Source organism: Blautia caecimuris, assembly GCF_024622975.1.
Taxonomy (GTDB): Bacteria; Bacillota; Clostridia; order Lachnospirales; family Lachnospiraceae; genus Blautia_A; species Blautia_A caecimuris.
The window spans coordinates 1-17,971 of sequence record NZ_JANJZT010000047.1 but is presented as its reverse complement, the minus strand read 5'-3'; the positions used below and the strand labels follow the sequence as shown (position 1 = coordinate 17,971).

At 40.0% G+C, this 17,971-nt stretch carries 16 protein-coding genes; 1 reads left to right on the top strand and 15 read right to left on the bottom strand.

Translation table 11 applies throughout. The features are described from left to right. Positions 1-511: 511 nt before the first annotated feature. The 8 genes from NSA57_RS18065 to NSA57_RS18030 all read right to left on the bottom strand — a co-directional run bounded on the left by NSA57_RS18065 (position 512) and on the right by NSA57_RS18030 (position 8,153). The gene (locus NSA57_RS18065; RefSeq protein WP_015515523.1) at positions 512-1,771 is read right to left on the bottom strand and encodes an MFS transporter; all 1,260 of its coding nucleotides are present in this window, start codon (positions 1,769-1,771) and stop codon (positions 512-514) included. A 17-nt stretch (positions 1,772-1,788) separates the two neighbouring features. Continuing rightward, positions 1,789-2,943, bottom strand: a complete 1,155-nt coding sequence (locus tag NSA57_RS18060; RefSeq protein ID WP_257465680.1) for a radical SAM/SPASM domain-containing protein — start codon at positions 2,941-2,943, stop codon at positions 1,789-1,791. A gap of 366 nt (positions 2,944-3,309) precedes the next feature. Next, positions 3,310-4,623: a plasmid recombination protein gene (locus tag NSA57_RS18055; RefSeq protein ID WP_306814154.1), complete on the bottom strand. Its 1,314-nt coding sequence runs from the start codon at positions 4,621-4,623 to the stop codon at positions 3,310-3,312. A 297-nt stretch (positions 4,624-4,920) separates the two neighbouring features. Then, entirely contained in the window at positions 4,921-5,148 is a 228-nt protein-coding gene (locus tag NSA57_RS18050) for a DUF5348 domain-containing protein (RefSeq protein ID WP_257465679.1), read from the bottom strand. Between the two features lie 147 nt (positions 5,149-5,295). Beyond that, positions 5,296-5,535: a complexin-2 gene (locus tag NSA57_RS18045; protein ID WP_257465678.1), complete on the bottom strand. Its 240-nt coding sequence runs from the start codon at positions 5,533-5,535 to the stop codon at positions 5,296-5,298. A gap of 67 nt (positions 5,536-5,602) precedes the next feature. Continuing rightward, entirely contained in the window at positions 5,603-6,685 is a 1,083-nt protein-coding gene (locus NSA57_RS18040) for an AAA family ATPase (protein ID WP_257465677.1), read from the bottom strand. Between the two features lie 169 nt (positions 6,686-6,854). Continuing rightward, positions 6,855-7,946, bottom strand: coding sequence for a site-specific integrase (locus tag NSA57_RS18035; protein WP_257465676.1), 1,092 nt, complete (start codon positions 7,944-7,946; stop codon positions 6,855-6,857). Positions 7,947-7,958: 12 nt separating this feature from the next. Beyond that, positions 7,959-8,153, bottom strand: a complete 195-nt coding sequence (locus tag NSA57_RS18030; RefSeq protein WP_257465675.1) for a MerR family transcriptional regulator — start codon at positions 8,151-8,153, stop codon at positions 7,959-7,961. A gap of 231 nt (positions 8,154-8,384) precedes the next feature. Here NSA57_RS18030 and NSA57_RS18025 point away from each other — a divergent pair, with 231 nt between their 5' ends. Beyond that, positions 8,385-8,867, top strand: coding sequence for a helix-turn-helix domain-containing protein (locus NSA57_RS18025; RefSeq protein ID WP_257465674.1), 483 nt, complete (start codon positions 8,385-8,387; stop codon positions 8,865-8,867). Positions 8,868-9,136: 269 nt separating this feature from the next. Here the strand turns inward: NSA57_RS18025 and tuf are convergent, their stop codons facing one another. The 7 genes from tuf to NSA57_RS17990 all read right to left on the bottom strand — a co-directional run bounded on the left by tuf (position 9,137) and on the right by NSA57_RS17990 (position 17,870). After that, on the bottom strand, positions 9,137-10,330 hold the full coding sequence (gene tuf, locus NSA57_RS18020) for an elongation factor Tu (protein ID WP_022067746.1): 1,194 nt from the start codon (positions 10,328-10,330) through the stop codon (positions 9,137-9,139). A 108-nt stretch (positions 10,331-10,438) separates the two neighbouring features. Further along, positions 10,439-12,556, bottom strand: coding sequence for an elongation factor G (fusA, locus tag NSA57_RS18015; protein ID WP_022067747.1), 2,118 nt, complete (start codon positions 12,554-12,556; stop codon positions 10,439-10,441). 18 nt (positions 12,557-12,574) lie between these two features. Then, positions 12,575-13,045, bottom strand: a complete 471-nt coding sequence (gene rpsG, locus NSA57_RS18010; protein WP_022067748.1) for a 30S ribosomal protein S7 — start codon at positions 13,043-13,045, stop codon at positions 12,575-12,577. 375 nt (positions 13,046-13,420) lie between these two features. After that, positions 13,421-13,837 (bottom strand): 30S ribosomal protein S12, encoded by a 417-nt coding sequence (gene rpsL / locus NSA57_RS18005; RefSeq protein ID WP_022067749.1) that lies wholly within the window; start codon positions 13,835-13,837, stop codon positions 13,421-13,423. 187 nt (positions 13,838-14,024) lie between these two features. Then, positions 14,025-15,242, bottom strand: a complete 1,218-nt coding sequence (locus NSA57_RS18000) for a hypothetical protein (RefSeq protein ID WP_257465673.1) — start codon at positions 15,240-15,242, stop codon at positions 14,025-14,027. Further along, the gene (locus NSA57_RS17995) at positions 15,239-16,084 is read right to left on the bottom strand and encodes a PP2C family protein-serine/threonine phosphatase (RefSeq protein WP_173753427.1); all 846 of its coding nucleotides are present in this window, start codon (positions 16,082-16,084) and stop codon (positions 15,239-15,241) included. Before NSA57_RS17995 ends, NSA57_RS18000 begins: the two co-directional genes overlap by 4 nt. Beyond that, entirely contained in the window at positions 16,050-17,870 is a 1,821-nt protein-coding gene (locus tag NSA57_RS17990) for a serine/threonine-protein kinase (RefSeq protein WP_257465672.1), read from the bottom strand. Before NSA57_RS17990 ends, NSA57_RS17995 begins: the two co-directional genes overlap by 35 nt. Positions 17,871-17,971: the final 101 nt, after the last annotated feature.

Sequence of the window (17,971 nt, the reverse complement as noted above, 5' to 3'; positions counted from 1 at the left end):
TGCTGATGACAGTATACAGGTCAATTCAGAGACAGGCAAGTAAATCAGTATTTTGATAATTTATGAGGTCAACAACAATACTCGCCCAGCAACCGTTTTTCTATTCTGTTCGTTATTATTTCTCACTCTTTTATATATTTCCACACAACAGAAAAACCCCGGAAACCTTGCGGTTCCGGGGTATCTTACGTTTGGACACAATGTACCTTGCGGTACTCAATATATATTAGTCAGTGATTACTCGATGATTGTAGCAACACGTCCTGATCCTACTGTACGTCCACCTTCACGATACTTTAATATCATTTTACCTCATATTTTTTATGGTTTTCTCTCCAAAATACAGTGAAAAACGACTGATTTGTACTATTTATTTTTATTTGCCTGATTTCTTGGCACCGTTTTGGCACCGGAAGCCTCAGTCAAAAAGCTTCTCTTCTGCTGTTTATACTCTTCTCTATCAGCTTTAATTTATAGCCAAAAAGCAGCCAGTTTTTCATATAAATAATTTCTAATAACTTTTATCGCCTTTCTTCAAAGGAGAAAACGTAATCTTATTTGCCAAAAGAAAAAGAATTATTATTACAATACCAAATCCCACAAAAAGTGAACTTGTATCAACAACAGTAACTTTGTATATAATACTAATCACAAAAGATACCACTGGCGCGCATGCGTATGTAAGTGAAAATCGAATTGCAGAAACACGTCCTATATATTCTTTAGTAACTTCTTTTACAAATTTCACTTGTACATAAGTAATCATTAATCCCAATGCTGCACCAATTATTATCGAACCGATTAGCAACAGTAATTTTTGAGTTATAGGATTTGCAATATATTTTGAAACAAATGCAATAAAAACATAGTATACACCTAAAACAATTCCACAAAATGTAACAAGTGTATTATTTTTTTTCTCCTCTTTCATTTTTGCAAAAGTCAATGATCCCAAAATAGTACCAATAGTTACGCTTACACTTAGTAATGAAACAATTTTGGCATCTCCACTAAACATTTCTCTTGCAATCGGGGCGAGCAGTGCATCAAATGGAACCACTGCTGAATTAATTAGAATACATAAAAAACATAGTTTTAATAGCTTCTTATGGTCAAATACATAACTAAATCCATCTCTAAGCGAAATTAAATATTCTCTGCCAATTATTCGGTTTGTCTTCTTTTCTTCTTGAACAGAAAATTCTATTTTTACTATAAGCAACGCTGATATTAAAAATATCAAAGCATCTATCGCTAAAGAAATACCTATTCCAAATGAACTAATCACTATGCCTGACAAGCCAGTTCCAACTAATACTGCTATTTTGGTACAAGACACATTGACACTTACACCTTTATCATAATGTTCATTAGGAAGTACATGCTGAATAACTGCTACCCCTGCTGGCATATGAAATGCTTCTATTAATGAAATGGATATTGTCATAAAAACCAATATTAATGGTGAAAGCATGTTTTGTGTATATACATATAATATATACAAAACTAACAGAACTCGAGCTATATCTGAAAGTACTAACACTTTCTTTTTATTCATATTCTCGACTAATGGACCTATAAATGGTTGAATAATTACAGAAGTAGCTTGATTAATACCAAAAATAATCGCAGACCACCCTGCACTATTTGTAAGTAAATATACCAACCATGTAAAAAGTATTGTATCTAATGAATCACCACAGCGGTTAATAATATTAGAAGTCAGCAGATAAACATAATTGTGGTTATGATATAACTCATGTTTATTCATATCTGTTACCTCTCTAATCATAATTTAGATTGTTTAATTTCGCAAGCTATCTTATAAAGATCCTGATGTTTTAAAGCCGCTGCTTTTTCTATAACATTATCAATTTCTGATATATCATTAAGTGATTCCAAATATTTTTTCCATTTTTTCATTTCAACATTATATGCACAGTATCTATTTTCACTTTCAAATGAGCCGTTAATGCAATAACGACTATTACTACATCCTCCTAAGCATCGTTCTGTATAACGACATTCTCTGCAAAATCCTTTTAACTTACTACTATCAAAATTTCTATTCCACTTAAAAGAGTCCGGACTTTCCCAAATCGACTTTAAAGATTTTTCACGAATATTTCCCGCTACTAATGTTTTATCTCTAATAGAAGTACAAGCAACAATATCTCCATTATGCAGAATACCAATTACATGCTTTCCTGCTCCACAACCTGTCCAAGACCAATTATCATTAAGAAAATTCTCATTTACTTTTATATCTTTATTGCTATAATAACCTATGCAATCTGCCAAAACAATTAACAACTTACCTCCAATTTTATTATATGCAAAATCAATAATAGAAAGAATATCTTGAGGTTCTATAAGCCATTCTGGGCGTTTTGCAAAATTCCCCATTGGTAATGCAATCTGAAACTGCCAACTATTAACTCCCAAATCACTTAATAATTGATATAGTTCTTCCAATTCACATATATTTTCTTTATTTATTGAAGTTATTACTGATGTCGAAATATTATTTTTTCTTAATTCTTTCAATGCTTTAATACTTTTATTGAATGATCCCGATCTCCGTATAAAATCGTGAGTTTTTTCAAGACCATCAATACTTAAACAGACACTTCTAATTCCTGATGTTATCGCATTATGAATAAAGTTTTCATCAATCAACCAACCATTTGTAATAATACTTGTTATTATGCCATTATCTACTAATCTTTTCGCAATAATATGCCAGTCACTACGTGTCGTAGGTTCCCCTCCAGATAATGTAATAACTTTTAATCCCAAATCTTTTAATTGGTCACACACCCCAAGAGCTTCTGATGTATTCAACTCATCGGGTAGCGCTTCTGCACAACTTGAACCGCAATGTTTACAACGCATATTACAACCCATTGTTATTTCCCATACAGCTGTAGTTAATTTATTCATATATTCTCTCCTATAATCCTTTTTAAATAAAAAAGACCTACTCTATATTCCTTTTTACATAGAGCAAGTCTTTTCTACAAACTACATTCTCACACCTGTTCCGTACATAACTGGTCCAAATAAGTTCTTAGAGGTTTTTAATTCAGAAATCTCTACAAACTCCAAGCTCAATTCTTCAAGATTAAACATTTTTATCCACCTCCCGTTTATTGGATTTATCTTAAATATACATCTCTTATTTTCAAACGTCAAGTTATTTTCATTATTTTTTTCCAAATTTCGAGTTCAAATTCTCGTTTTATTTGTAACATATTTTCCATTTTCTACGCATACATCAGATCTCTTAACCACCTATTTATGTTCTTCTTATCTTGCATCTCTGTCATATCTTTTTTTCTGTCCCTTTCTTATTTCATATTCTTCTATCTCCCGATTTCTCTCTGCTTGAACAAGCATATCCGCCTTATTCTCGCCAACTGCTCGTTTCAATCGGTAATAATCCTGATTTTCTTCTTTAAGACTGTCGATTACCTCTATCTGCTCCTGATTCCGCATAGCTAACATTTTGTTTGAACTCTCTAATCTGTTATATTTATACTGAACTCTATCAACTTCTTCACGAATTTTGATATATGCCAGATATAAGCTATATAGTAATTCCTTCAATTTTCCAATCACTGGCTTTGCCTTCTTCTCTCGATAGGTTTTAGCAGATTCCAGAAAATCTGCTTCTGGAAGCACTTCATCTATGGGTTTAGAAAACTCCCCAGCATATCGCCTTATATTATCTGCAAGAGGAGCTATCCGTTTAAGCTGTTTTTCATATTTCTCGGCTTGTTTCTTTGATTTTTCTGCTTCTTTTTCTGTTTTATCCAAATTATCCTGAACCTTACAAATATCCTTCTCAAGTTCATCCAATTGGTCAAGCATCCTCTCATTTATTTCTTCCATCACCACTTTGCGTTCTTCTAGTCTGGCATTTTTTTCCTCCAACCTAGCTTTTTGAACTTCTAACTCTGCAACTTCCTTTTTGCGTTCTTTTTTCTTGAAATTGTAAACATCCAAATGCTCTTCATGTGTGCCTTTCTGCTCCCATTCAATTCCATATTGCTTTGCAATTTCTGCCAGCACTTCTTTTTCATGGTTTATCCACTGATTCAGTTCTGTATCATGCTTATTTCCACCTTGAAATCCAAGGCTTTTCAATGCCTGTTTCAGTGAAACTCTGGTATCCATTCCTTTTCCCTTCCAGTTAGTCACATAAGGCACAAAGTCAATATGTAAATGTGGTGTTGCTTCATCCTGGTGCAGATAGCAGCTAAATACACAAAGTGTCGGATTCCGTTTTTGGAAGTCTTTCACATATTCATCCAGTACCTTTACAGCCATATCTCCTTCTGTCGTTCCCACTGCCATATCCTCACGATTTCCAATCTGGAATATCACTTCATGAAACAACTTTTCTTGTTTGCTCTGTCGTATTTTTTCATAATAATTTGCAATCTGCCTGTCCTTTCTTTTCCCAACATTATATCTCTCCACAGCATCGTCAAATAGCTCTTTATAAACTTCTTTCAGATTCTCATTCTGGTAGCAAATATTCAGTTGTACTCTGTCTGGATCTACATTTTCTGCTATAAAATCCCGTCTGTTATGAGCCAGTGAACCGGCTCCGATCATACCACTAATCGTTCGTTTCATCATAAGTTTTCTCATCTCCTCTCTGTTCGAGTGCCAGATATCGCACGTGATTTTTATTTACGCCAGTTATGGCGATATTTAAGAAACTGTCGCCGGATACGGCGGTTTTGTTACTTTTGTCAAAAGTAACGCAAAAGCACTTTCGACAGCCGTACCGTCCATCAAAAGTACCCTTGCGCCCTGCCGGGGTGCAAGACGTCCGGAGGACGTCTGCCCTGCACCGACCGAAGCGGAGCGGAGACCTATTTTATCTCCTTCGTTACTCTCTCAACTAAATTATTCCGGTATTCTCGCCTGCACATATTCCAGATTTCCACAGTACGGCGTTCCCACCAGATACCATTCTCTTGCCGTATTCATCTCCATTCTTGTCCTTACCCACTTATCGTCAATCAGCACCTCAAGACCTTCTCCACAGTGAAATCCCGTATCGATCCATAAATCTGATGATAATAAGCCATATCTGTCATTGCTACTGTTATATCCTAATCTTCCTTGTTTCATTGTACCATTCTCCTTTCACAGCGATAAAATTTCCGTTAAATTCACAGTTCAATCAGAACCTTTCGTTTGCACCTTACCGGCATTCTCCTTGTTTATTTCTCACAGGTGCGTGACACGCTCCTGTAATAAAGTAATCAGTAAGGACTGTTACCATCGAAAGCTCTCTTGCATTCCCTTTCTGTCCAGATATTCCTGCCGGAATCTTTCCCTTTCTTCTTCCGTTGGTGCCGTTTTGGATTTGCTGTACACTTCACGATTCATCATTGCATCCAGTTTTTTCTCCAATCCCAGCCGGATTATTTCTTCACCATCGTAGTTATCCATCAAAAAATATTGCAGGAGTTGAAAAAATAACTCATATGGAATCTGTACACTTTTATTTTGCATCTGTTCTCCTTTCAAGGTGGTAAGATTCCCCCTTCTTAAGAAATGGTAATCTTGCCATCTTCCTTTTTTATTCTGGCAACATCCAATACCATTGTTTTCCTCGTTTTACGGAATCAATTTCAAGTTCCCGTTTGGCATTCCACAACGTTTTTCTTTTTATTCCTCTGGATTCTGCTTCTTCTGCAATTTTCTTTTGAGTCATTCCTCCGTTTGCCAGAATCTCAAGCAAAAATTCTTTTGCTTTCTGGATTTTTTGTCCTCTACTGTCTCCATTAAGAAGTTCATCGGCACTGATATCATATTCTCCAATCCATTCAAACCCATTATTTTTATCCAGTCTGAATGCAATCGACGTTCCTTCCGGTGCAAGAGAACTTTTCGTATGGCATACCACTCTTATTTCCGGTTCTTCCTTCACTCGCCCGACAATCAAAACACTTCTTGCAGCCGCCTGAAAATCAATAGAACCCAGTCCACGATAAGAAGATTTACCATTACTGTTTTTGTTCATATGACCAATTAAAATGATTGCACAGTGATATTTTTCTGCTAGCACTGCGATACGCTTCATCAGTGGTCTGATCTCATTTGCCCGGTGCATATCTACCTCTGCTCCCAAGAATCCCTGAATCGGATCAAGAACAACCATTTTTGCTTTTGTCTGCACGATAGCTTCTTCCAATCGAACATCTGCCATTGTCAGTGGCTGATCGCTATCATCAATCACCAGCACCTTTGAACAATCTGCACCTGCCGCAAGTAATCTAGGTTTAATAGTATCTCCAAGACCATCTTCTGCTGTCTGGTAAATCACATTTACAGGCGACATAAGAGAGTGTTCCTGCCTATTGTCTTCGGCATTTAAATCCGCATTCTCACTATCGACTTCATCACTTCGTTTTTCTTTTGTTTTCATTGTATCAGTGACAGGAAGAATCGGTTCCCCTTTGGTCAGTTTTGCGATAATCTGAAGTACCATCGTTGTCTTTCCTTCACCTGGATCTCCCTGTATAATGGTCACTTTCCCATAAGGAATAAACGGATAAAGCAGCCATTCTACCTGTTCCACCTCTACTGAATCCATATTAATCAGTTTCAGTTTTGGTTCTATTCTACAATTCTCAATTATATTTTTTTCATTCATGTTCATTCCATTATCTCCTCCTGCCCTTCCGGGCAAGTCTCTGATAAACAGATATTCGGGAATTGTCGTATTTCCCGATTCGTGATATACTGAATCTGCCAAGATGGTATATCAGTGAATCTGATTATCAGAGAACTTGCTCAGATTATCTATCTGGGCTTTTTCTTTTATCTTTTCAACCTTCATCTCTTGCTTCTCCCAAACCAGTAACAGCATTTCCATTTTCATTATCCAGCAGATTTGCAATCTTCCTCTGCTGATTTGGATAAAGATGTCCATAAGTGTTCAATGTGATACGAATATCTTTATGCCCTAATCTGTCCCGAATCAGTAATGGTTCCACGCCTTTCTCAATGAGATAAGCTACATGACTATGTCTAAGATCATGCACTCGGATTTTCTTTACTCCTGCCAACTCAATCTGCCGTTTCATCTTATGCTGTACCGCTTCCTGAACGACTGGAAATAATCTTTCTGTATCTGGCATTCCATAGTGACCATCTACAAATTTCTTAATTTCCTCTTTTAGAAATTCTGGAATTTCGATTGTCCGAAAAGACTGTTTTGTTTTCGGTTCTGTGATAATATCCTGCATTCCTGTTCGATAATAAGTCTTATTGATACTGAGCTGATTTTTCTCAAAATTAATGTCAGCTTTTGTAATCGCAAGCAGCTCCCCGATTCTGCATCCAGTCCAAAACAATACCTCAAACATAAGATAATATCGTGTTCCCGGCTCCATTGTCTGTATAAACTGTTTATACTCGTCCAGTGTCCAGAAGTTCAAACTTCTTGAATCCGAATTTCCCATTCGTTTCACTTTCTTACATGGATTAACCGGCAAATCATAGATCTTAGCTGCATGTGTAAACAGACTGGTCAACTGATTCTGAATCATTCTCAGATAAGAATCTGAATATCCTTTCTTCTGAATTTCATTCTGCCACTGAATAATCTGTGAAGCCTTAATCTCACTCATCATCTGATTTCCAAAGTATGGAATAATATGCTGTTGCATCATATATCTTTTATTTTTGATTGTCCGATCCTTCAGTTCATTCTGTTTGTCTGAAAAATAAATCTCAATAAAATCGCTCAGTCTCATATCCATACTTCGCTCATTGCTTAACTTTTTACTTCGTTCAAACTCCAATGCTTCTCGCTTTGTTTCAAATCCACGCTTTCTGCGTTTTTTCTTCTCACCCATAACATTAGTCTCAAACCACTGGGCTGTCCATTTTTTTGTGTCTTTTTCTCTGTAAGCCATATTGATCCTCCTTTAATTTCCTGCTATTTCATAGCCATACATCTTTTTTGCCCAAAATGCCTTTGGTATTCTTCCAGCCATCGTAATATATCCCTGTGCAGCCAGTTCCTTATTCATAGCTTTTACCAGTTTATAGGCATGAGATTTTGAACAGTTTAATTCCTGTGCCACTTCATCAGCACTCATCATATAATTGTAGCTTGCCATTTTGCATCCTCCTTTCCTCTTTAGACTTCAAATACGTTTACTGTATTTTGTATTTGTACGTTTTTCGTAAATTGATAATATCATGTATTTTAATCGTTGTCAATATTTCGTAATTACATTTTTACGAATTTCGTATATTATTTTTTCTTTATTTTATTCCAAATCTGTGATATGATATTTAATAGATTTATGTTTTTCGTATTTTTTTAATATATGAAAAAGGAGGATTCTATGGGTGACGGTAAAAATTTAAAGAAATATCTTGATGAAAAAGGCACAAATGTCCGTAAAATTGCAAAAGCAACTGGAATCAGTGCTACAACCTTATATTCAATCATTCAAAAAGATTCCAATATTCGATTTGATTTTGCTTTAAGACTTGCAAACGAATTGCAAATTGATGTGAATGAGATATGTTCTGCCAGTCCATTTTCTGGCACAATTAAGGAAGAAGAGATTTATCCTACACTTCCAGACGGTTTGAACGGAGCCTTAGACGCAAGTCGTGTAAAGACTTACTTAAAAAATTCTATGTATCCGTTGATGTATCTTTTTGGCAAAAATAGTATGCCTGATGTAGATAATCTACTTACATCATTCTATCAGCTTGATGATGAAGCCAGACAGGAAGTTGTAGAAACAATCCGTCTGAAACTGCAATATCATCGAGATCCGAAACGTGCTGAACAGATCAAGCAGATTAAAGGTTGGTAAAAAATCACTCCTGTGAATGGCAAACATTCGCAGGAGTTTCTTTTTGGGCACCGTTTTGGCACCACTGGTCTTATTTTTCAATTTTAAATTTATCTGTATTTTATCTTGCTGATAAATATTTCGCTATTTCTCTACTTATAATTTTTCAAATCATTCTCTCTTTAAGATACAGAAAAACCCCAGAAACACAAGGTTTCCGGGGCATCTTACGCTTGGACACAAAGTTATCTTACGATAACACTATATATAATTTATCTGATAATCAGTGATTACTCGATAACTGTAGCAACACGGCCTGATCCTACAGTACGTCCGCCTTCACGAATAGCGAATGTAAGACCCTGGCTCATAGCGATCGGGTGGATCAGCTCGATTGTCATTTCGATGTTATCTCCAGGCATGCACATCTCTGTTCCTTCTGGAAGGTTGCAAACACCTGTTACGTCAGTTGTTCTGAAGTAGAACTGCGGACGATAGTTGTTGAAGAATGGTGTATGACGGCCACCCTCGTCTTTTGTCAGAACGTAAACCTGAGCTGTGAATTTTGTATGGCATGTGATTGTGCCTGGTTTAGCAAGAACCTGTCCACGCTCGATCTCGTTTCTCTGAACACCACGAAGAAGTGCACCGATGTTGTCACCAGCCTGAGCCTCGTCAAGAAGTTTACGGAACATCTCGATACCAGTTACAACAACTTTACGTGTCTCTTCTTTGATACCAACGATTTCAACTTCCTCAGATACGTGAAGAACACCAGCCTCAACACGGCCTGTTGCAACAGTACCACGACCTGTGATAGAGAATACGTCCTCTACAGGCATAACGAAGTCTTTATCTGTATCACGCTGCGGATCCGGAATGTACTCATCAACTGCAGCCATAAGCTCCATAATCTTGTCGCCCCACTCGCCGTTCGGGTCTTCAAGAGCTTTCAGAGCGGAACCCTGGATAACCGGAAGGTCATCTCCTGGGAAGTCATACTCAGAAAGAAGCTCACGGATTTCCATCTCAACCAGCTCAAGAAGCTCCTCATCGTCAACCATATCACATTTGTTCATGAATACAACGATGTAAGGAACACCTACCTGACGGGAAAGAAGGATGTGTTCTTTTGTCTGAGCCATAACACCGTCTGTAGCTGCAACAACAAGGATAGCACCATCCATCTGAGCAGCACCAGTGATCATGTTCTTAACGTAGTCAGCATGTCCTGGGCAGTCAACGTGTGCATAGTGACGCTTCTCTGTCTCATACTCAACGTGTGCTGTAGAGATAGTGATACCACGCTCTCTCTCTTCCGGAGCTTTATCAATGTTCTCGAAATCTGTAGCGGAGTTACCAGCTACTCTCTCTGCCAGAACTTTTGTGATAGCTGCTGTAAGTGTTGTTTTACCATGGTCAACGTGTCCAATGGTACCAATGTTACAATGCGGTTTGCTTCTCTCAAACTTAGCCTTTGCCATTTTAAAATGTCCTCCTTAAAACTTGACTCTTTTGTCAGAGCATATTTTTCAAAATAAACTTGCTATCCTTGATTATATTGCAAATCAAGGATATTTGCAAGTATTTTATTAAGCGTCTTTCTTGGAAAGAATCTTTTCCTGTACGGACTTCGGAACCGGCTCATACTTCTCAAAGAACATGGAGTAGTTACCACGTCCCTGAGTTCTGGAACGAAGGTCTGTTGCATATCCGAACATTTCGGAAAGCGGAACGAATCCACGGATCATCTTGCCTCCGCCGATGTCATCCATACCTTCGATACGTCCACGACGGGAGTTGATATCACCGATAACATCACCCATGTAATCTTCCGGAGTTGTAACCTCGACTCTCATGATTGGCTCAAGAAGAATCGGGGATGCTTTCTGCATAGCATCCTTGAATGCAAGAGAACCTGCAATATGGAATGCCATCTCAGAAGAATCGACCTCATGGTAAGAACCGTCATATACATTAGCATGGATACCAACAACCGGATATCCGCCAAGCATACCAGCTTTCATGGCCTCTTCGATACCTTCGCCAACTGCCGGGATATATTCCTTCGGAATAGCACCGCCGACAACAGTGGACTCGAACTTGTACAGCTCTTCGCCGTTAGCGTCCATAGGCTCGAATTTAACTTTACAGTGACCATACTGTCCACGACCACCGGACTGTTTTGCATACTTGCTGTCTACTTCAACAGCCTTGGTGATTGTCTCTTTATAAGCAACCTGAGGAGCACCTACGTTAGCCTCTACCTTGAATTCACGAAGGAGACGGTCAACGATGATCTCCAGATGAAGCTCACCCATTCCGGCGATAATTGTCTGTCCAGTTTCCTGGTTTGTATGTGCACGGAATGTCGGGTCTTCCTCTGCCAGTTTTACAAGAGCCTCGCCAAGTTTGCCCTGGCCGGCCTTTGTCTTAGGCTCGATTGCAAGCTCAATAACAGGTTCCGGGAACTCCATGGATTCCAGGATAACCGGATGCTGCTCATCACAGATGGTATCACCTGTACCTGTTACTTTAAATCCTACTGCTGCAGCGATATCGCCGGCATAAACTTTGTCAAGTTCCTGTCTCTTATTCGCATGCATCTGAAGGATACGTCCTACACGCTCTTTCTTTCCTTTAGAGGAGTTAAGAACATAGGAACCGGAATTCATTGTTCCTGAGTATACACGGAAGAAAGCAAGCTTTCCTACGAATGGGTCAGCCATGATCTTGAATGCAAGTGCAGCGAACGGCTCTTCATCAGAAGAGTGTCTTACAATTTCATTTCCATCAAGGTCTGTTCCATCGATAGCCGGTACATCAAGAGGAGACGGCATATACTCGATGATTGCATCAAGAAGCTTCTGAACACCTTTGTTTCTGTAAGCTGTACCACAGCAAACCGGAACTGCTGCACACTCGCATGTAGCTTTTCTCAGTGCTGCTTTCATAGCCTCTACAGACGGCTCTTCACCTTCCAGATACTCCATCATCAGATCGTCATCCAGCTCGCAGATCTTCTCTACAAGCTCTGTACGATACAGCTCTGCATCGTCTTTCATATCTTCCGGAATATCAACGATAGAGATATCATCGCCCTTGTCATCATTGTAGATGTATGCTTTCATCTCAAACAGGTCAACGATTCCCTTAAATTCATCTTCTTTACCAATAGGAAGCTGGATGCAGATTGCATTTTTGCCCAGACGGGTCTTGATCTGCTCTACAGCTCCGTAGAAGTCAGCGCCGAGGATGTCCATTTTGTTGATAAATGCCATTCTCGGTACATTGTATGTGTCAGCCTGACGCCATACGTTTTCAGACTGCGGCTCAACGCCACCCTTTGCACAGAAAACACCAACAGCGCCGTCTAATACACGAAGAGAACGCTCTACCTCAACAGTAAAGTCAACGTGTCCCGGGGTATCAATGATGTTGATACGATGCTCAAGAGCACCCGGTTTTGCTTTGCAGTTTTCCTGCAGAGTCCAGTGACATGTTGTTGCTGCTGAAGTGATTGTGATACCTCTTTCCTGTTCCTGCTCCATCCAGTCCATGGTAGCAGTACCTTCATGGGTATCACCAATCTTGTAGTTAACGCCGGTATAGTAAAGAATACGCTCTGTTGTTGTAGTTTTACCAGCATCGATATGCGCCATGATACCGATATTTCTGGTTCTCTCTAATGGATATTCTCTTCCAGCCAATGGATTTTCCTCCTCTAATTAGAAGCGATAGTGAGCAAATGCTTTATTTGCCTCAGCCATCTTGTGCATGTCTTCTTTCTTCTTAACAGATGCACCTGTGTTGTTCATTGCATCAAGAAGCTCGTTCGCAAGTCTCTCCTCCATTGTCTTCTCGCCTCTTTTACGAGAGTACATTGTGAGCCAGCGAAGAGCCAGCGCCTGACGTCTGTCTGCTCTTACCTCGATCGGAACCTGATAAGTAGCACCACCAATACGTCTTGCTTTTACTTCAAGAAGAGGCATGATGTTGTTCATAGCTTCTTCAAAAACTTCGATAGCTGGTTTGCCAGCTTTTTCTTCTACTCTGGCGAATGCTCCGTATACAATTTTCTGAGCGACACCCTTCTTACCATCAAGCATGATGTTGTTGATAAGCTTGGTAACCACTTTGTTATTGTACATCGGATCTGCCAGAACGTCTCTTTTCTGAGTATGTCCTTTACGTGGCACGTTACTTCCCTCCTTAATCAATATGATTATATCATCGGTACTCACTTCAAAAACTAAGGTGTTCGCACTGGTAAAGTCCTATATTAACCCGCAACCGACAGGGTATATGGAATACCGTACAAAATTTATAGCCGTTCGTGATCTTACAAATGATAAATATGATGTTCCTGTCCTTTATTTATGATGGAAATTTACTGCCTGTCTGATGATCCGACAGTGGAATCCTCTCATTTCAGACGGGAACTTTCTCAATCGCCCTGCGACCGAGACTGATATCTTTAAAGTTTTCCCTCCCTCTTAAAAGGCGGGAACTTTCTCAAACACTTCATGCTCGAGAAATATCGCAAATTTCTTCACTACGCTACAAAATCTGCTTTATTTTTTCTTCGGTCTCTTAGCGCCGTATTTGGAGCGGGCCTGTTTTCTGTTGGCTACACCTGCTGTATCAAGAGTACCTCTGATGATGTGGTATCTTGTACCAGGTAAGTCTTTAACCCTACCACCACGAATAAGAACAACGCTATGCTCCTGAAGGTTGTGTCCCTCTCCCGGAATGTAGCTTGTTACCTCGATTCCGTTGGAAAGACGAACTCTGGCGATCTTTCTAAGAGCGGAGTTAGGTTTTTTAGGGGTTGCAGTTTTAACTGCTGTACAAACACCACGTTTCTGCGGTGCAGACTGCTCTACTGATTTCTTTCTTAAAGAGTTGAATGTCTTCTGCAGAGCCGGTGCTGTAGATTTCTTTACAGTGGTCTGACGTCCTTTTCTTACTAACTGGTTGAATGTTGGCATTCCATTTCACCTCCCGATTATTTTCTCCATGGATTCCCATGGGGTTGTGCGGTTGCTATTTCGTATTTATACGCACAAAAAGAAATGCATTCCTGTTGCACGCCTGCTCATTATATCCCGTAAAAATACGGCTGTCAAGGTATTTTCTGCATTATTTTTAATGTAATCGCCGACTTTTTCTCTTTTCTCACATTTCCTCATAGGACATCTCCCAGATATCCGCGAACACTGCCAGAGGACAGTCGGTCAGCAGACACATTAAAAGGAAACATTCATATGGATTTACAATATAAATCTCACTCATTCCGCATTTATGGAGAATTGCCTGGATCTCTTCCAGAAAATGACGGTATCTGCTGTAAGGATCATCATCCTGCATTTCCTGGGATACGATAAAAAACTCAAGGGTGATCAGATCAAAGCGTTCCACCGGAAACTTATGATTCATAATGCTGTTGATCCGCTGTCTGCTGAACCTTTTCTGACTGAAATGCTTTGCCAGAATAGAAGCTGACATTTTTTTCAGATTACCCATTTTATTAACAGGTATCCCGCTGCAGATTACTTTTTCCACATCGGAATCCGAAATATCAGAAACCTTCCACACCTTGCCCCGCTCTTTTTCCTCCTCGTCCCCCTGATACATAGAAGCAATAATTTCCTTTGCTCTGTTCAGAAGACGGCAGAATTCCTGGAACGCCTGACTTTTTTCTGACATGGGGTCATCTGTTCCGGCTTTTACATACGCCAGATACTGAAACAGCTTTTCCTCGCTGTCAAGACACAGTCCTCCCGAAAATACTTTGGAAGCCTCTGTGTAATTCTCATCCGGCTCCAGCCCACTGTATCTGTTTTTCAGTTCCTCCGCCTTGTGATATCCATATTGTTTAAAGTAGCAGTACCAGTAAATAACCTCTTCCGGATTATGGAAATCAAAATCCTGCTCCCTGAGCACTCTGGTAAGAAAATCCGAAACATCATCTGCGCTCATTCGCAGTCCGAATCCCAGAAGAAACACCGTTTCTCTTTTTACAGATGCCTGAGTAAGCCAGTTATTTACCAGGGAAGTCAGCTTTGTGGATGTAGGCTTCATGGACTTTGGCGTACAGGTTTCATGAAAAGATTCTATTACGATATCTCTGTAAATATCCTGAGTTACATCTGCAAACGGTTCTTCCAGCCCGGCTCTCTCATAAATATACCGTTTCAGATGGTCTCCAAAAGACACCAGTTCCATTTCTTTATACAGATAATGAAAGATCACATCTGCATCTTCATCCTCAAAGCCTTCCAGACTTACCACCTGACGAAAACGCTGAACTGCTTTTCTTGTAAACTCAAAATCCTCCACACGGTCAAAAGCAACCGTCTGCTCAAAATCCAGATCCTGCATTCGATTTTTCATTTTTCATCACCCTCATCTCTTTTGTGCATCCTGTCCAGCATTTTATGAAACCAGGTCTTTTCCGGCTCTCTGATCTCACAAAGCACCATCGTTGCATTATCTCTCCCGCCCTTTTTCAGCGCCCGTTCAAGCAGAAGCTCCACAGTCTCCTGAACGGGAAGCTCTCTTGTGAGAATATCTGCGATCTCTCCGTCTGACAGCATATCCGTAAGCCCGTCCGAACAGAGAAGGTATCTCATTCCCGGATGTACCTCCATTTTTACAATAGACGGCTCCAGCGCCATGCTTTCTTCCGGAATCCCTACATATTGTGTAAGAGGAGACTTTCCAAAAAGAGAGCCTCCCAGAACATGGTCACGGGAGACTCTCCGAAACTGACTGTCCTCTGCCTGATAAATTCTGCTGTCACCAAGATTACAGCCGTACACCTGGTTCCCGGCAAATGCAAGCACTGCCGCCGTTGTTCCCATACTCCGGATTTTATTTTCCGCACTGTAGTCGCACACAGCCTGATTCATCCGTATACAGGCATTTTTCAAAAACTGCTCCGGATCCTCGGAAATTTCCTCTCTGTACTGTTCATAATATTCTCCGCAGGAGGATGCGGCAATGTATGATGCCATTTCTCCACAGCTTTCTCCGCCCATACCGTCAAATACCGCCAGAAGCGGAAGCTCCTTTTGAGAAACGCTTCCACTTCTGATATGATCCATTCCCTGATTCTGTGCAGGAAGAAGCTCTCCGCAGCACCAGAAGTTGTCTTCATTATTATTTCGTATTTTACCTATATGACATACATAAGCATATTCAATGCGATACGCTGTCTTCTGCCACTGCGCCATCTTCTGTCCTTTCTGCCGACACTCCCACATTCAGTTCAGCTTCGTACTCTTCTGCTTTGTTCCAGTATTTTTCTGCCCGCTCTCTGTATTCGTAATTATCTGTCTCATTATCATGACAGATATTATTTTCATCTATCCAGCGGATCATTTCTCCCTCATCATAATAATAAAGATTTGCCTTCTGCTCGCCTGTTTTTAATTCCGGAAACACATTGTGATCTGCCCACACATATGCAAAAAACAGATCTCCGTCCCAGTAATAGTATTCTTCATAATAACCATCCTCAGAAAGCTCCGGATAAATAAGGACTTTCATCAGTTCTGCTTCTGTACCTTCTGATTTCAGATAACTGATCTTTCCTTCCTGTTCAGATCCGATCCAGTTATAGTGATTCAGATTTTCCGTAATTTCTGTTGCCTGAGAGCCAATCTTTTTCAGTGTATCCTGAAGCTGTTTGTTTTCTGCAGACTCCATAGTTTCAGTTACAGACTGCTTCAGCCTCTGAAGCTCTGCGTTCTCTCTGATCAGCCACACAAAAACACTGACTGCAATACACACAGCAATAAACATTACAACCACTGCTGCAATCAGGGGATCAAAACGCTTTTTCTGTTTTTTTCTGCCGGAAGTTCCTCTCTTTCTGCGATTTTGGTTTCCGGTTTCAGACTGTATGGTTCTTCTTTTTGCAGATTCCGTCTTCCGGTTTCCGGATCTTTCGCCTTCCTGCCGAAGCACAATAGTGCCTCCTGGCTCCGGTTCTCCATAATGGACTTTTTCGGAAACAGGCTTTCTTTCCTTTTCTCTGATCTGCGTTTTTTTTGCATTTTCCGTTTTTTCAGGTTCTTCCGTATGCTTTACTGGCGTTTTTTGTTCCTGATATCTGACTGCTTCCAACGCCTCCCGAAATTCTTCCGGAGTCTGATACCTGTTTTCACGTCTGTACGCACAGGCCTTTAAAATAACCTGCGCCAGCCCGTCAGCAGCCTCTGCCGGTGCAGGAAGTTCCTCTCCCGACATTCTTCTGGTCAGTGCATTTTCTTTATCACGATATGTAATAAGCTGTTTTTCCAGATCAATAAATGGAAGGCGATTGTGATTTCTTAATCGGTACAATACAATTCCAAGCGAATAAATATCTACCCGCTGGTCATAGTCTTCACCCCGATACATTTCAGGCGCCATATAGGAAAACGTGCCTTTTTTGGAAAGACCATTTACATTTCTGTCCAGTTCCCTGGCGATTCCAAAGTCTCCCAGCTTGAATTCCCCGAATCTTGATACAAATATATTTTCCGGTTTAATATCTCTGTGGATGATATTCTGTTTCTGGCAATATTCCAGAGCTTTGCACAGATCGATTCCCAGCCGGATAACTTCCTTCTCTGTAAGTTCCTTGCCCATACAGTAATCCAGAAATCCTGTCAGATACTCCATTCGAATATAAATATCCCACCCGATATCATCCAGATATTCCACAACCTTGTAATCTTCTACTGATACTACATGAGAATTTCCACGAAAATACTCCATGGTACTGACTTCCTGAATACAGTCTTCCACAAGGCTGTGAAAATATTCTTTCACTGACTGTTCATCAGGATTCTCAGAACGGACACTGCTCAGTTCTCCCTGGCTGGAAGGAATGGTAATAACCTTGATAGCAGAATAAAACGTCTTCCCCTGTACGATTCTCTGCGCTTTATAAACCTTTCCAAAAGAACCTTCACCGATTTTTTCGATGATCTTCCATTCCGGCCATACCGAAATCGGAAGCTGTTTTTCCATTCCTCTTCCCTCCCCTCATGATTGGGTAGTGTCAAAAACTATCTGTTTTTATTGTTCTAAAATCCTTTAAAACCTTGAATTACAGGAGGTTTACAAATAAA